Source organism: Edaphocola aurantiacus (assembly GCF_019797745.1).
GTDB classification, from domain to species: Bacteria; Bacteroidota; Bacteroidia; order Chitinophagales; family Chitinophagaceae; genus Edaphocola; species Edaphocola aurantiacus.
On record NZ_VOSI01000003.1, the window covers coordinates 181942 to 196264 of the forward strand.

The 14323-nt window shown below is 44.6% G+C and carries 15 protein-coding genes; 8 read left to right on the forward strand and 7 right to left on the reverse strand.

Annotated elements, in window-relative coordinates:
* Nucleotides 1-32: 32 nt before the first annotated feature.
* The 3 genes from dnaG to mqnB are packed head-to-tail and all read right to left on the reverse strand — an operon-like array spanning nt 33 to nt 3110.
* Nucleotides 33-1964 carry a DNA primase gene (gene dnaG, locus FTD44_RS09435; RefSeq protein WP_222166220.1) on the reverse strand — a complete coding sequence of 644 codons (1932 nt, stop codon included), beginning with the start codon at nt 1962-1964 and terminating at the stop codon, nt 33-35.
* Between the two features lie 9 nt (nt 1965-1973).
* Nucleotides 1974-2399, reverse strand: coding sequence for a DUF2007 domain-containing protein (locus FTD44_RS09440; RefSeq protein WP_222166221.1), 426 nt, complete (start codon nt 2397-2399; stop codon nt 1974-1976).
* Nucleotides 2400-2429: 30 nt separating this feature from the next.
* Nucleotides 2430-3110, reverse strand: a complete 681-nt coding sequence (gene mqnB / locus FTD44_RS09445) for a futalosine hydrolase (RefSeq protein ID WP_222166222.1) — start codon at nt 3108-3110, stop codon at nt 2430-2432.
* Nucleotides 3111-3220: 110 nt separating this feature from the next.
* On the opposite strand from mqnB, the gene FTD44_RS09450 reads away from it, so the two are divergent.
* From FTD44_RS09450 to FTD44_RS09485, 8 genes are all read left to right on the forward strand, one after another.
* Nucleotides 3221-4198 (forward strand): T9SS type A sorting domain-containing protein, encoded by a 978-nt coding sequence (locus FTD44_RS09450; protein WP_222166223.1) that lies wholly within the window; start codon nt 3221-3223, stop codon nt 4196-4198.
* Between the two features lie 137 nt (nt 4199-4335).
* Entirely contained in the window at nt 4336-4746 is a 411-nt protein-coding gene (locus FTD44_RS09455; RefSeq protein WP_222166224.1) for a 6-pyruvoyl trahydropterin synthase family protein, read from the forward strand.
* Nucleotides 4747-4759: 13 nt separating this feature from the next.
* Nucleotides 4760-5356, forward strand: coding sequence for a GTP cyclohydrolase I FolE (gene folE, locus FTD44_RS09460; protein WP_222166225.1), 597 nt, complete (start codon nt 4760-4762; stop codon nt 5354-5356).
* A 46-nt stretch (nt 5357-5402) separates the two neighbouring features.
* Nucleotides 5403-6719: a tetratricopeptide repeat protein gene (locus FTD44_RS09465; protein ID WP_222166226.1), complete on the forward strand. Its 1317-nt coding sequence runs from the start codon at nt 5403-5405 to the stop codon at nt 6717-6719.
* Between the two features lie 674 nt (nt 6720-7393).
* A complete protein-coding gene (locus tag FTD44_RS09470) occupies nt 7394-8407 on the forward strand; it encodes an AAA family ATPase (RefSeq protein ID WP_222166227.1) in 1014 nt (337 codons plus the stop codon).
* Between the two features lie 70 nt (nt 8408-8477).
* Entirely contained in the window at nt 8478-9347 is an 870-nt protein-coding gene (locus tag FTD44_RS09475; protein WP_222166228.1) for a DUF58 domain-containing protein, read from the forward strand.
* Nucleotides 9348-9356: 9 nt separating this feature from the next.
* On the forward strand, nt 9357-10310 hold the full coding sequence (locus FTD44_RS09480) for a BatD family protein (protein ID WP_222166229.1): 954 nt from the start codon (nt 9357-9359) through the stop codon (nt 10308-10310).
* Nucleotides 10307-11317 (forward strand): vWA domain-containing protein, encoded by a 1011-nt coding sequence (locus FTD44_RS09485; RefSeq protein ID WP_222166230.1) that lies wholly within the window; start codon nt 10307-10309, stop codon nt 11315-11317. The genes FTD44_RS09480 and FTD44_RS09485 overlap by 4 nt, the downstream gene beginning before the upstream one ends.
* Here the strand turns inward: FTD44_RS09485 and FTD44_RS09490 are convergent.
* From FTD44_RS09490 to era, 4 genes are all read right to left on the reverse strand, one after another.
* Nucleotides 11314-11646 carry a dihydroneopterin aldolase gene (locus FTD44_RS09490; RefSeq protein ID WP_129021674.1) on the reverse strand — a complete coding sequence of 111 codons (333 nt, stop codon included), beginning with the start codon at nt 11644-11646 and terminating at the stop codon, nt 11314-11316. The two genes, FTD44_RS09485 and FTD44_RS09490, sit on opposite strands and share 4 nt — an antisense overlap.
* A 65-nt stretch (nt 11647-11711) precedes the next feature.
* The gene (locus tag FTD44_RS09495; RefSeq protein WP_222166231.1) at nt 11712-12470 is read right to left on the reverse strand and encodes a hypothetical protein; all 759 of its coding nucleotides are present in this window, start codon (nt 12468-12470) and stop codon (nt 11712-11714) included.
* A 62-nt stretch (nt 12471-12532) separates the two neighbouring features.
* The gene (locus FTD44_RS09500; protein WP_222166232.1) at nt 12533-13423 is read right to left on the reverse strand and encodes a 1-aminocyclopropane-1-carboxylate deaminase/D-cysteine desulfhydrase; all 891 of its coding nucleotides are present in this window, start codon (nt 13421-13423) and stop codon (nt 12533-12535) included.
* Complete coding sequence (gene era / locus FTD44_RS09505) at nt 13413-14294, reverse strand: GTPase Era (protein WP_129021671.1); 882 nt, start codon at nt 14292-14294, stop codon at nt 13413-13415. The genes FTD44_RS09500 and era overlap by 11 nt, the downstream gene beginning before the upstream one ends.
* Nucleotides 14295-14323: the final 29 nt, after the last annotated feature.

The following is a 14323-nucleotide window of genomic DNA, read 5'->3' on the forward strand; positions in this document are numbered from 1 at the left end:
TAATATTATAAATTGCTGATTATAAACTGTTGTTAGCGAACAATTACAATATTCATCAGCTCCTTTTCCTGTTGTTTCAGGAGTATATTGGTGCGCACCAGTTTCTCTGCTTCGGCAGGATCGGCGCAGCTTTTCAGCTGATCTAGGTTCTCCTGTAGGTAACGCTTCAGCAGTTTCAGTTTGAAGTAGGCGAATGAACTGCGTACATCATTCTCATACAGATCCTCCATCCTGGGCAGTTCAATATTGTATTTTTTCTCCCAGTTTTCACTAGGCAGGTGTTCTACATGTACCAGGTCTACCACTTTTTCCTTGATCGACTTCATCGGATGATTGACAAAGAACTGCAGGGGAGGGTGCTCCTGCTTATCAGACCAGTACTGGTAATAAGCCATGGCAATATCATGTGCAAGTGCATTTTCAAAACTGGTAATATCTACATTCTCAAAGAAGTAATCGGCCACAGAAGGCGATTCTTCATAAGGACGGAATCCGTACTCGATCAGCATTTTGATCAGCTGCCATTCTTCTTTATAGTCCTTCTGAAACAGGTTAAGCGATTCGCTTTCACTGCTGCTGAGTTCGTCCGGTTGTTCCTCATATTCACGCGGAGTAGGTTGTCGTGTAGCCTCTCCTTTCTGCTGCTGCTTTACCTTTTCGCGGATAAAGTTATTGACAATACCAACGAAGGCATCCTCCTCCAGTTTTAATCGCTGCGAGGCTTCTTTTATATAATGCAGTTGCAATGCCGGGTTTTTGGTCCGGTCTATTTTACTGATCGATTCTGCTATTTCATTAACCAGTGCCGACTTTTTAAACGGATCATTCTGGGCTTCTTTCAGGCCCAGCTCCATCATGAAGTCGATCACATCTTTTTTGTGCTCCTGTACATAACGTTCAAAAGCACTGCTGCCGTTTTGCTGTACATAGCTGTCCGGGTCTTCACCTTCCGGTAGCAGTACCAGTTTTACGATAAAGTTCTCTTCCAGTGCCATATCCAGTCCGCGCAGGGCTGCTTTGATACCGGCCGCATCACCGTCATATAATATCGTCAGGTTGCGGGTCAGGTGACCGATCAGCTTCAGCTGTCCGGTAGTCAGTGAGGTACCACTGGAGGCCACCACATTTTCGATACCGGCCTGGTGCAGGGAGATCACATCGGTATAACCCTCTACCAGGTAACATTCCTGTTTGTCACTGATCGCTTTGCGCGACTGGTATAAACCATATAAGACCCGGTTCTTGACATACAGTTCATTCTCCGGACTATTGACATATTTAGGGGCCTTATCATTTTTCTTTAGAATACGGGCTCCAAAGCCCAGTACCTTACCGGTATTGGCGAAGATGGGGAAGATCACACGACCACGATAATTATCAAAGGTCCGTTCCGGTTTTACTTTAATGAGACCGGCCTTCTCCATTAATTCCTGGCTGAATCCTTTGGCAGTAGCCGCTTTTATAAAAGCATCCCACTGATCCAGGCTATACCCCAGCTTGAATTTTTCTATAGTATCTTTTGTAAATCCGCGCTCGGCAAAGTAGCTGCCCCCGATATTCTGACCTTCTTCGTTTTCTAAAAGAATGTCATGGAAATAGGTAGCCGCAAAATCATTGATGATGCGCAGGCTTTCTTCTACCTGTTGCTGGGCTACGTAAGACTCACTGGGTGCCGTCTCGTCCAGTTCTATATGGTAGAACTCGGCCAGCCAGCGGATGGCTTCTACAAAAGAAAATTTCTCATGTTCTTCGATAAAAGCTACAGCATCACCTCCCTTTCCGCAACCAAAACATTTAAAAATGCCCTTGGCCGGGTTAATATTAAAGGAGGGGGTCTTCTCATTATGGAACGGGCAGTTGGCAATATAATTGGCACCTCTCTTCTTTATGCTGATGAAATGGCCGATTACGTCTACAATATCCGTGTGGTTGAGTACTTTCTGTATGCTTTCGTTCGAGATCATGTGTTGTTGCTAAAAATCTTTACCGCAGTGGAAACAATGCCACTTTTCCTTATCAAACAATGCCGGTGCTATGCGGAAAACCTGCTGTCCCAGAAAGGTTTTGCGGCTCGCATCCACTATAGTCGTATTCTTGCTGCCGCAATAAATACATACACGGTTGTCCGGGTCCAGACCTTCGGCCTGTTCTTCCCAGTAAGCCGGAGTATCCTGCTCCGCATCCGCTTTATTTTCCAGCTGATCCAGCAGGGAGAGGGCGCGTGTTTCGTCCTCTTCTCTGACTTGTAATTTAATACCACCTACAGCAAGGGGCATAAATACCGTGCCCATATTGTCATTCAGCAGAGTAGAAGGTATGCCATAGGCATCCAGGCTCTGCTGGGTTACATGGGCAGAAAAATAGTCGCCGAATGAACGGATGGTGACCAGTTTACTCATAATAGGCTATTGATAGGGTGATGTGCAAAATTAAGATATATTCTCCAGCAGGGAGATGATAAAGCCATTTAGATTATCAATGGCATCTTTCATCTGCCAGCGGCTTTTGTCACGGGGTTCTATATAATTAGAGATGCTGCGTATCTGCAGATTAGGAATGTCCAGTTCATTACAGACATAGTGCATAGCGGCACCTTCCATACTTTCGATATGGCAGTCATAGGTCATTTGCTGTATATGCGCAGTGGCATCCGCCGGATTGCCGCTGATCTGGTTTACAGACATGCCCAGTGCTTTGGGCAGCGGATCTATATTGAGCATAAACTCCTGTATGGGATTACTTTTTAGCAAGGCTGCGCTGCTATCCGAAAGACCCATGGCCAGCAGGTTCAGCAGGTTGCCCTCCTGGTCGCGCGCGCCCAGATCAGCGATAAGATCATCCTTTACCCATACGGTTGTGCCCAGGGGAATGTCTGGTTCCAGTACGCCTGCAATACCTAGTTGCAGAACAAAATCGGGACGCTCCTGCATCACCATTCGCGTCAGGTTATAAGTAGTCGCTACCAGTCCTATACCGGTACATACCATGCGTATCTTCCAATGACCGAGGCAGAACCAGCCCATTGGGTCGGCTGTGCCGCAGGTATCCAGGTAGGCCTGTACACCGGCTACTTCAAAAGGAGTGGCAGATATGATCAGGAGTTGCTTCATTCACCAAAGGTAATAAAATCTGAACGGCTGGTTAATGTAGAAAATGTTAATCGTTTCTTGCTTTTGTCAACAAATAGTGATAAATTGGTGTTGTACTAAACCAATCTATCATGAACAAATATGTTTTATTCCTTGTGCTCACTTTCTCAGCTTTACTGAGCCAATTCACCCGTGCTACTGCCCAGACCGATTTCGCTCCGATAGGGGCACAATGGCACTACAGTTCGGGTACGTATAATGTAGGCCCTTCTGCCCTGCATTTTCAAGGGTACGTATTTCAGGAGTCTGTATCCGATACGGTAATTAATGGTATTACAGCCCGGAAGCTGCAACGCACTTATTCTGCCCGCAATACACAGAATACAATTGTCAGTGGACCGATCAGCAGCATATACATATACGCTACAGCAGATACCATCTTTAGTTATAATGTTGACTCTAACCGGTTCATGCCATTGTATATATTTAATGTAGCAGTAGGAGATACGCTTACCCATCATTCTATTGGAGCACCGGTGTATCCTTTGTTTGTAAATACCTGGCAAACGGTTGTGGATAGTATACGATACCCGGTATTTAATGGCAAACAGGTAAAAGCAGTGTATCATCATGAAGTGTCTCCGATTGCAGGCTGGAAAAGCCCGCCGTATTACCAGTACTTCGGACAGTTGCAAGGAGAATGGGGTATATATTATCAGCAACCAGCCTTACCGGAAGATTATTATACCAGATACGATCTCCGTTGCTACCAGGATGATAGCTTTGATGTACACTTTGCGAATGCATCAATGGCCTGTGATTCCGTACCGCCTGGACCTACCTCTATTGCTGATGTAGATTTCCTGTCCCGCAAACTGTCCGTTTATCCTAATCCGGCTACTGATCAGGTAACTATTGCGCTTGATGGCATTGCGATGCAATCAGTAGAAATACTGGATATGCTGGGTCGCAGGGTCTTTGTACAGGAGTATAAAGCGGGCACCAACAAAACAACGGTAGACCTGAACAATGTAAGCAAGGGTACTTATATATTGCGTATCAACACTAAAGATAAAGGGTCGGTACACCGTAAAATCGTATTGAAGTAAGTTTTTATAGTTAAACAATCAATTGCTCAGCCGCAGGCCGTCCGTACAGGATACCTGCGGCTGCTTATTTTGTGAAGATTTAAGAAACGGAAACAAGAAAAACATTTTACCTTTGCCGTGATTATATTTATATATACATGATATATCTTACCCGAGTAGAGCATTTCAATGCCGCCCATAAACTGTATAATCCTGAATGGTCGGCGGAGAAAAATTTTGAAGTCTTCAGTAAATGTTCCAATCCTAACTGGCATGGCCACAATTATGAATTGCATGTAACCGTAAAAGGGGAGCCTAATCCTCAGACCGGCTTTGTGTATAATGCGAAAGAATTGAGCCAGATCATTAAAGACGTAGTATTGGAGAAAATAGACCACCGTAACCTGAACCTTGATGTGGACTTTATGGAAGGCAAATTTACCAGCGCTGAAAACCTGGCTATTGGTATCTGGGATCAGCTGAAGCCGCACATCGAAAAAGATGGCGTACTGCTGCACTGCATTAAATTACTGGAAACAAGAAATATTTACGTAGAGTACTACGGTTAATCAATAAGAAAGAATGGCTTATAAAAAAATTGAAACGTACGACGAACACACTACCGAAGAATTGTCTTCTTTATACAAATCGGTAATTGTTGCGCTGGGAGAGGATGCGGAGAGAGATGGATTACAGAAAACACCAGAGCGCATGGCGAAGGCGATGCAATACCTGACTCATGGTTACCAGCTGGATGCAAGGGAAATCCTGAATTCGGCAAAGTTCAAGGAAGATTATAATGAAATGGTTATTGTGAAGGACATAGAACTGTATTCTATGTGCGAGCATCACTTACTGCCATTCATCGGTAAGGCACATATTGCCTATATTCCGAATGGCTATATCACCGGGCTCAGCAAGCTGGCCAGGGTAGTGGATGTATATGCCCGCCGCCTGCAGGTACAGGAAAGACTGACCGACCAGATACTGGCAGCACTGCAGGACACCCTGCAACCATTGGGCGTGGCCGTCGTAATTGAAGCAAAACACATGTGCATGATGATGCGCGGGGTACAAAAGCAAAACAGTACCACAACCACTTCAGCATTCAGCGGGCAGTTCCTTAAAAATGAAACCCGTTCTGAATTTTTACGCTTGATTTCATCAGAATTATCTTAAATTGCGTGGACAAAAAACCATTAAAAGGGGAAAAAAGAAAAAGATCATGAATAAAAAACAATTTGTAACATTGGGCTTAGTACTGGCTACTGCTACAGGTACCACTTATGCCCAGAAAGCAAAGATCAAAGAAGCAAACAATGCTTATGATAAAGCAACCTTGGCGCTGATTGCGGACAATAAAGCCGAAGCTGAAGCGCAGTTAAACAAGGCGAAAGCTGCTGCTGATGAAGCTGTGGCTAATGCAGAAACATCTGGTAATGCTTCTGCATGGATGGCAAAAGCGGTTACGTATATCAGCATGTCACAACTGCCTGCTTTCCAGGATCAGAAAGCATACAAAGCTGGTTTTGATGCGTTTGAAAAAGCAGTATCCCTGGATGCTAAAATTGAAAATAAAACAGATGGTATTGATGCTGTAGTTAAGAATGCAGGTATTTTCTCATTCAACGATGGTATCTCTGAATTCAATAAAAGTAATTATGATGCGGCTATCGCAGCATTTGATGTAACCAAAAAAGCATTTGGGTACAAAAACGGTGCCTATATCAAAGATAACAAAGCCGTTTATGATACCGTATTGGCACAGGCCAATATGTACAGCGCTTATTCATCATACTACCAGAAAAAATATGATGAAGCAGTTCCAAAACTGGAAGCCGCAATGGCTAACCCTGTTACTACAGGAACAGTAGATCTGTACCGTGTTGCAGCAATGAGCTATGGTGAGCAGAAAAATAATGCAAAACAAATGGCTACTATTGAAGCCGCTAAGAAAAAATTCCCGGGCAATAAAGATATCGCTGCCGATGAGCTGAACTATTATGTAGCGCAGGGACAGCAGGATCTGCTGGTGAAAAAATTCGAAGAAGCAGTAGCGCAGGATCCTTCAAATCCGCAATATATCAGCAACCTGGGTATCCTGTATTTAAACATGGCTACCGGCAAGGATGGTAATACACCAGCCAATGCAGAAGATATGTTCAAAAAAGCGGAAGCGCAAATGAAGAAAGCTATTGAACTGGAATCCAACAACCCGATTTACCAGTATCAGTTAGGTAATATGTTTGTGCAGAAATCTGATTATATCGCAAACCAGATGAACAAATTAGGTAGCACCAAAGCAGATAATGCCAAATACGATGGTTTATTCAACCTGAGAAACAGCTACCTGAAAGAGTCATTAACTCCGTTTGCAGCCGTAGAAAGAATTCTGGAGCCAAAACAAAAATCAAACAGCATCTCTTCTGATGAAAAAGGATACCTGCTGGAAGCATTACAGGCAATGGGTAAGATCCACGCAGCATTAAATGATCCTGCTAAATCTGCAGAATACAAGGCTAAATTAAAATCTTACGAATAAGTAATAATGAATTGCATAAAAAAGCAGCGTACCCGTTACGCTGCTTTTTTATGCAATTAAGAGCGGTTTGCAGGGCAGCGGTATACTTTCTATGTTATTTGCTACAACTATTCATCCTGCCAGCCGATAGCGGAGGTATGTCTTTTTAGAGAAGCAAATGAGTGGTGTAAAATATAGGTTCGTATTAGACAATACGAACCTTTTCTTGTGTATATGGAATGTTGTGTAAGGAGATTCCGTTCTTGGGGTAAGGAATATTCCTCTTACAACAAACTTTTGCTGCCATTTTACCGGCATTATATAGTAATAGTTGCCTGAGTACAGCAGTGCTAATAGCCACCGGAAAGTGAATTGAATCCTGGTGCGGCGCAAATGTATAGAATGTTAAGTGTATTAAAGAATGTAGTATCGAATGTTTTCAGGTTTACACTTAGTTTGTAGTGAAAATACTACAATAGCGTGGAAAGTTACCCGATTAAGACTATATTGTAGGTCGGAAACAGATAATTTTGAGTATGTTCTGCTACCATTTGAAGTACCGGCAAAACCGTTGCAGGATTTAACTTTCCCTTGCTCATAATTTTGCCAATAAATCGTTTATTTTACAGGAAACGCATAAATTGCAGTTCCAAGAAGAAAAGTTTTAGATACAGAAAATACAATCGAATTATTTTATGGAGTTATCTGCGAGCAGCTATTCAGTGAATATCAAAGCGCTGAATGAACGGATCAATGCCAAGAGCGCATTTGTAGATATGTTGCTGTTAGAATTAAGTAAAGCTATTGTGGGACAGAAGCATATGGGAGAGCGATTACTGATCGGACTCCTGGCCAATGGACACATACTGCTGGAAGGTGTACCGGGACTGGCCAAGACACTGGCTATCAAATCCCTGGCTTCCGCTATCGATGCGCGTTTCAGCCGCATCCAGTTTACCCCCGATTTATTACCGGCCGATGTAATCGGTACGATGATCTATAATCCCAAGGAGCATACGTTTGAAGTGCGCCGCGGACCAATATTTGCCAACTTCGTACTGGCCGATGAGATCAATCGCGCCCCGGCAAAGGTACAGTCGGCCCTGCTGGAAGCCATGCAGGAAAAGCAGGTAACCATCGGTGATACCACACATAAGTTGGCAGAGCCATTCCTCGTACTGGCTACACAAAACCCTATAGAACAGGAAGGTACTTATGCCTTGCCGGAGGCACAGGTAGACCGTTTCCTGCTGAAAGTCGTGATCGGTTATCCCGAAAAAGAAGATGAGCGACTGATCATTCGTCAGAATATAGAACCACAGAGCAAGAATCAAATCAATGCAGTAGTTACTGCACAAGAGATTGTAGAGGCACGTGAACTGGTTCGGGAAGTCTATATGGATGAGAAGATCGAACAATACATCATCGACATCGTATTTGCCACCCGTTATCCCAAAGACTATAATTTACAGAAACTGCAGCCTTATATTGCCTTTGGCTGTTCGCCGAGAGCGAGTATCAGCCTGGCCATTGCTGCCAAGGCATATGCCTTTATCAGGCGCCGCGGGTATGTAATTCCGGAAGATATCCGTGCAGTATGTTATGATGTACTGCGCCACCGTATCGGCATTACCTACGAGGCAGAAGCAGAGAATATCACCTCTGTAAACATTATCGATGAAATACTGAATGCCGTAGAAGTACCTTAGCAGGTACATGGCTTCGTAATCATTACGAATACATCTTTTATTTGACCAGGATTCAACAGGCTAAGCTTTAATGACTACTGCAGAAATTTTAAAGAAGGTAAGAAAGATAGAGATCAAGACCAAAGGGCTGAGCAGTCATATCTTTTCCGGCGAGTATCATTCCGCATTTAAAGGAAGGGGTATGTCCTTCAGTGAAGTGCGCGAATATTCGCCAGGCGATGATGTGCGCACTATTGACTGGAATGTGACTGCCCGTTTCTCTACCCCTTTTGTAAAGGTTTTTGAAGAAGAGCGCGAACTGACTGTAATGCTGCTGGTAGATGTCAGTGGCAGTTCCTTATTCGGTACAGCACAGCTCAATAAAAGAGAAATGATCACCGAGATCTGCGCGGTGCTTGCCTTTTCGGCAACTACCAATAATGATAAGGTAGGTGTTATCTTCTTCAGTGATAAAGTTGAACAATATATTCCACCTAAAAAAGGGAAGTCGCATATACTGCGCATTATCCGTGAACTCATCACTATGCAACCGGTGCAGAACCGCGGTACCGACATTCGTTGCTGCCTGGAGTTCCTGAATAATGTGATGCGCAAACGCGCCATTACATTTCTGATCAGCGATTTTATCTCGGAGGAGTATGAGTATCCGCTCAAAATGGCTGCGAGAAGGCATGACCTGGTGGGCATGCAGGTGTATGATCGTATGGATATGGAATTGCCTGATGCCGGGCTGCTGCAGGTACAGGATTCCGAAACCGGTGCCAGCCGCTGGATAGACAGCACGCATCCTGCAACCCGCATCAGTTATACCGCCGGATTCAAAAAGCAACAACAATACAATACAGAAACATTCCTTAGGGCCGGAGCGCAATTGCTCTCTGTACGCACCGACCAGGATTATATCAAAACACTACAAGGCTTTTTCAGAGCGAGAATATAGCATTTGCAGATGAACAGAAAGAATTATTTCCCCCTAACACTTGGATGCCTGCTGCTCCTGAGCATACTGCTGCAACCCTTTGTGACAATGGCACAGACTACGGTTAAAGCAAGCGTGGACAGTCGCCGTATTGCCATAGGCGAACAGCTGCACCTGTTCCTGGAGGTAAGTCATAAAGAGCAGGATGGAAAGCTCGTATGGCCTGCTGTACCACAACTCAGCGGCCTCGAAATCGTAGACACCGGTAAGGTAGATTCCCTGTCCGGAGCTAACGGACAAGTGCTCTATAAACAAAAATTGACCCTGACCGGCTTCGACTCCGGTACCTATATTATACCGCCGGTAGCCTTTACGGTGCAAAGCCCGGACGGACAGGAAAAGGTATTGAATACGGACAGTACATCTGTTACGATACAGACGGTCCTGGTAGACTTGCAAAAGCCTATACGTCCGCTCAAAGATATTATACAGGTGCCTAAGGCCTGGTGGGAATACTGGCCATGGGCTGTAGGGGCATTGCTTGCAGCCGCAGTACTGTTCTTCTTGTGGAGATGGCTGCGTAAACGCAGCAGGACCCCGCGCAAGCTCCGTAGACCTGTAGAGCAGCCACATGAGAAAGCCCTGCGTATGCTGGAAGAAATGTCGCATAAACCTTATGAGGCAGAAGGATTACTTAAAGAATATTATACCGACCTGACCAATATCCTGAGAACCTATCTGGAAGAGCGTTATGGCATTGCCGCAGCAGAACTGACTACGGACGATCTGCTGAAACTGGCCAAACAGAACAGAGAACTGAAGAAGATACGACAGGAGTTGAAACAAATATTTGTAATGGCCGATCTGGCCAAATTTGCCAAAGCTGCCCCTGAACACCTGGAGCAGGTTGCGTGTATGGATGCTGCAACCAAGATCATTTATAAAACAAAAAGCCGTGAGCCGAAGGAGGGCGCTGTAGTATGATGCAGATACCCGGTACCCATATAGCCTTACATAGCCCGGCATATATTTTATTATTGCTCTGTATCCCGCTCTGGCTCTGGATCAGACGCAGAAAGCAGTTGTCACGGGAGATGACTTTTCACCTGTCCACAACGAAGACCTTAGCTGGTCTGCCCGATGCACCAAAAGTACGCTACCGCAAATGGCTGCACTATTTGCGCATAGCCGCATTAGTCTTATGCTGCATTGCACTGAGTCGTCCGCAGCAGACCAATGCCCCGGACAATAAATATAATGAAGGTATAGATATTGTGTTGAGCATGGACTTGTCTACAAGTATGCTGGCAGAAGACTTTAAGCCAAACCGCATTGAAGCTGCAAAAGAAGTGGCAGAACATTTTGTGATGGATCGGCCGGCAGATCGTATTGGTCTTGTTGTGTTTGCAGGGGAGAGTTTTACCCAGGCACCCATCACTACCGATCATAATGTCATCATCGAACAGCTGGAAAACCTGCAAAGTGGTATGCTGGCCGATGGTACCGCCATTGGTATGGGACTGGCTACAGCAGTAGATCGCCTGCGAAGCAGTTCGGCTAAGAGCAAGGTAGTGATCCTGCTTACAGATGGGGTCAATAACTCGGGTTATATCGATCCGCAAACGGCATTGCGTATTGCGCAAACCTATAAGGTGAGGGTATATACAGTTGGTGTCGGATCCAAGGGGACAGCCATGTACCCGGTGCAGGATGCCTCCGGCAGAATGCATACCCAGGCTATGCCGGTACAGATCGATGAGGCCCTGCTGACAGAGATTGCACAGCAGACCGGCGGTAAGTACTTCCGTGCAACAGATAATGCTTCCCTGAAGAAAATCTATAATGAGATTGATCAGCTCGAAAAGAGCAAGATCGATGGCAGTGGTAATATGCAGTATAAAGAATGGTACTGGCCATTTGCCTTGCTGGGCGTATGTTTACTGGCACTGGAGTTACTCCTTTCCTATACCGTATTCAGGAGTATTACCTAATCAGAAAAGCTAACCTCCATATAATCCACGATACCGGAAATAGGAGGATTCAGTTTGCGTACACTGATGCTTACCTTACTTTCATCCTGCAACCCTTTGATTTTTGCATAAACATCACGAACGATCGTTTCCAGTGTTTTATGCGGCTGTTGCATCACTTCCTTCAGCAGGCTGTATAAGACTGTATAGTCTATAAGCGGTAGCTGTTGAATATCTGCAGGTACACTTACCCTCAGGTCTACCTGTATTTTATTCATAGTATGTGCTTCCTGCGGATACAGGCCTACAGGCACATTGAACAGGGCATTCATTACAGATACGGTCAGCATGATAATCTGGTATATTGAATAGTTATGGAAAGAAAAAATGGGAGCGGGCTCCCATTTTCGTTTATTTAAAATATAGTGACATATCCTTTTTCAAATTCTTTGTGCTCTTTGAAAATGGTAAACTGGTATAAACCTAATTGGTTAAAATTGCGTTTGTCCAGGATGATCACTTTCTCATTTACCCTTGGTATCGTCAGCACCTTTTTCTTAGAGGCATCGTAGAACTCGATAGAATAATTTGTATTCAGTGCATCAGGCAATTCGATATTGATATTACCTGAAAAAGGATTTGTATATACATACTTCGATTTCGGATAGGTTACCGCCTGCGCTTGCTTTTCTACCGCATTCACAATTTGCTTTGGAGATTCCGTTGATGTATTCTGGTTGATCACTTTCTGTAGCTCCTCAGAAGATGTCGGGATCAGCTTTTGCTTGGCAATAGTCGCACTGTCCAGGTAGAGTGATTTCAGGTTACTTTTAAAGTCAATACCGGAACCGAATTCCAGTACAATACGATACCAGTTTTTACCCACCATCGGATGCGGATCTACGAATGCAGCAGCACCCTTGCCCGTTTTTGGCACAGTACCAATAGTGGTAAAATTATAGTTACTGTCTGCAGAGCGCTGAACGGTGATCAGTTTTACGCCATTTTCGTACGGATTGATAAATGATAAAATATTGATTCCGTCTTTGGTCACAGCATTAAAGTCGGGTAGTGTCGGAGTAGGGCCTTCTTCCTGTGCTTGTGCCTGGAAACTGAATAAAAGTAATAACGCGTATATAAAACCTTTAATAGAGACAGATTGTATTTGCTTCATGAGTTCAAAAATAAGTAATTCACAATAGATTTTTCAGCGTAGCGCTATTTTTAGTAAAACCTTTACGCTTCCAGCAGATGAGCAATGCTGCGGTTTCCCTGCAGGCCACCGGTATGTATGCATAATATATGCTGCGCAGCGATCTTGTCCTGCTTTATCATCTCCAGCAGACCCCAGAGCATTTTAGCATTATATACAAAATCCAGTGGAAGATCATGCTCTTGCTGCATATAACGGATAAAGTCAATCAATTCAGGTGTGTACCGGGCAAATTTTCCGAAATGATAGTCTGTAGCCAGCGCCCAGCGCTGATGGGGTATCTGTGCCTGCAGCTCCTCTGCAATAGTTGCTCCCTGCTTAAAAACAGTAAAGCCCAGTGCGGACTGATGGGGTAGTAAGCCATTGGCAATGCCACAGAAGGTAGTGCCGGAGCCGATGGCACAGCATATCAGTTCTGTTTCTGCCGGTATATAACTTGTAATTGCCGCTGCACCCGCTATACCCATGGCACCATAGCCGCCTTCCGGTATGATTAATGCACCTGGGTATTGCAGTTGTACCTCATGCAGGAATGTTTCATCATGACGAATATAGACATCCCGGCCAACGAAATGCAGTTCCATGCCCAGTTTGCGGCATTCCTTCAGGGTTTCTGTTTCAGCGGACTGCCCGTGAAAACCCCTTACCCATGCGCGACAGGGAATCCCCAAAGCCGCACAGGCTGCAGCGGTAGCAATAAGGTGATTAGAATGTGCTCCGCCAAAGGTTAGTATAAAAGCATAATCACCTTCACGGAACAGCCGTATATATTCCTGTAGTTTAAACCACTTATTGCCTGATACCTGCGGATGAATTTCATCCAGCCGCAGGATGCTCAAAGAGATACCTGCAGCACGATTTATAGGGTGATTAATAGGCTGTATGCGGATTTCAGGCCGCAGATCAATAGCCATACTCTTTCAGGTAAGTATCATTCTCCCTCCATTTCGGGCGCACTTTGATGAACAGTTCCAGGAATACTTTTTTGCCCAGAAACTGCTCAATGCTCTCCCTCGATTTCGTACCCAGTTTTTTGATCATGCTGCCTTTGTCACCCAGCATAATTATTTTTTGGGTTTCGCGGGTCACCACGATATCGGCACTGATGCGCACAATATGGGGCAGGTCTTTGAAAGACTGTACCAGTACAGCTGTGTGATATGGAATCTCTTTGTCATACAGCATATATATCTTTTCGCGGATCAGCTCCGAAACAAAGAAACGGGTAGGCCGGTCAGAGATATCATCTTCAGGGAAGAAAGGCGGATTCTCCGGTAAGAATTCCAGTACTGCAGGCAGAATTTTATCGGTATTGATCTTTTTCGTAACTGATATCGCCAGTGTTTTATTAGGTTTTATTTTCTCCGTAAATGCCGCTATAAGGCGCTCCTGTTCTGCTTTATCTTTGATCAGGTCTATTTTGTTGATCAGCAGAATGGTTGGCGATTTTAATTTCAGGATGGAAATGATTTCCGCAAAGCCATCAATGCTTTCTGTCGCATCGGCCATCAACAGGGCCACGTCCGAATCCTCCATCGCACTCTTTACCTGCTGCATCATTTTATTGTGCAGTTTATACTTCGGGTTAATGATGCCCGGCGTATCTGAAAAGATGATCTGGTAATTTTCTTCTGTGATAAAGCCCAGTATGCGATGGCGCGTGGTCTGTACCTTAGGCGAGATGATCGCGAGAGACTCACCGATCATTGCGTTCAGTAAAGTAGACTTACCAGCATTGGGCGGTCCGAAGATATTGACAAATCCGGCTTTGTGTTGTGTATCCATGTATATGCAAAGATAGCGGATGCAAATTA

What these genes read in the sequence shown, in the direction of transcription:
- FTD44_RS09465 (WP_222166226.1), top strand. Translation starts at nt 5,403, where the DNA reads ATGAATAAAAAACAATTTGTAACATTGGGCTTAGTACTGGCTACTGCT.
- mqnB (WP_222166222.1), bottom strand. Translation starts at nt 3,110, where the DNA reads ATGAAGCAACTCCTGATCATATCTGCCACTCCTTTTGAAGTAGCCGGT.
- FTD44_RS09480 (WP_222166229.1), top strand. Translation starts at nt 9,357, where the DNA reads ATGAACAGAAAGAATTATTTCCCCCTAACACTTGGATGCCTGCTGCTC.
- dnaG (WP_222166220.1), bottom strand. Translation starts at nt 1,964, where the DNA reads ATGATCTCGAACGAAAGCATACAGAAAGTACTCAACCACACGGATATT.
- era (WP_129021671.1), bottom strand. Translation starts at nt 14,294, where the DNA reads ATGGATACACAACACAAAGCCGGATTTGTCAATATCTTCGGACCGCCC.
- folE (WP_222166225.1), top strand. Translation starts at nt 4,760, where the DNA reads ATGGCTTATAAAAAAATTGAAACGTACGACGAACACACTACCGAAGAA.
- FTD44_RS09485 (WP_222166230.1), top strand. Translation starts at nt 10,307, where the DNA reads ATGATGCAGATACCCGGTACCCATATAGCCTTACATAGCCCGGCATAT.
- FTD44_RS09495 (WP_222166231.1), bottom strand. Translation starts at nt 12,470, where the DNA reads ATGAAGCAAATACAATCTGTCTCTATTAAAGGTTTTATATACGCGTTA.
- FTD44_RS09440 (WP_222166221.1), bottom strand. Translation starts at nt 2,399, where the DNA reads ATGAGTAAACTGGTCACCATCCGTTCATTCGGCGACTATTTTTCTGCC.
- FTD44_RS09470 (WP_222166227.1), top strand. Translation starts at nt 7,394, where the DNA reads ATGGAGTTATCTGCGAGCAGCTATTCAGTGAATATCAAAGCGCTGAAT.
- FTD44_RS09500 (WP_222166232.1), bottom strand. Translation starts at nt 13,423, where the DNA reads ATGGCTATTGATCTGCGGCCTGAAATCCGCATACAGCCTATTAATCAC.
- FTD44_RS09450 (WP_222166223.1), top strand. Translation starts at nt 3,221, where the DNA reads ATGAACAAATATGTTTTATTCCTTGTGCTCACTTTCTCAGCTTTACTG.
- FTD44_RS09455 (WP_222166224.1), top strand. Translation starts at nt 4,336, where the DNA reads ATGATATATCTTACCCGAGTAGAGCATTTCAATGCCGCCCATAAACTG.
- FTD44_RS09490 (WP_129021674.1), bottom strand. Translation starts at nt 11,646, where the DNA reads ATGCTGACCGTATCTGTAATGAATGCCCTGTTCAATGTGCCTGTAGGC.
- FTD44_RS09475 (WP_222166228.1), top strand. Translation starts at nt 8,478, where the DNA reads ATGACTACTGCAGAAATTTTAAAGAAGGTAAGAAAGATAGAGATCAAG.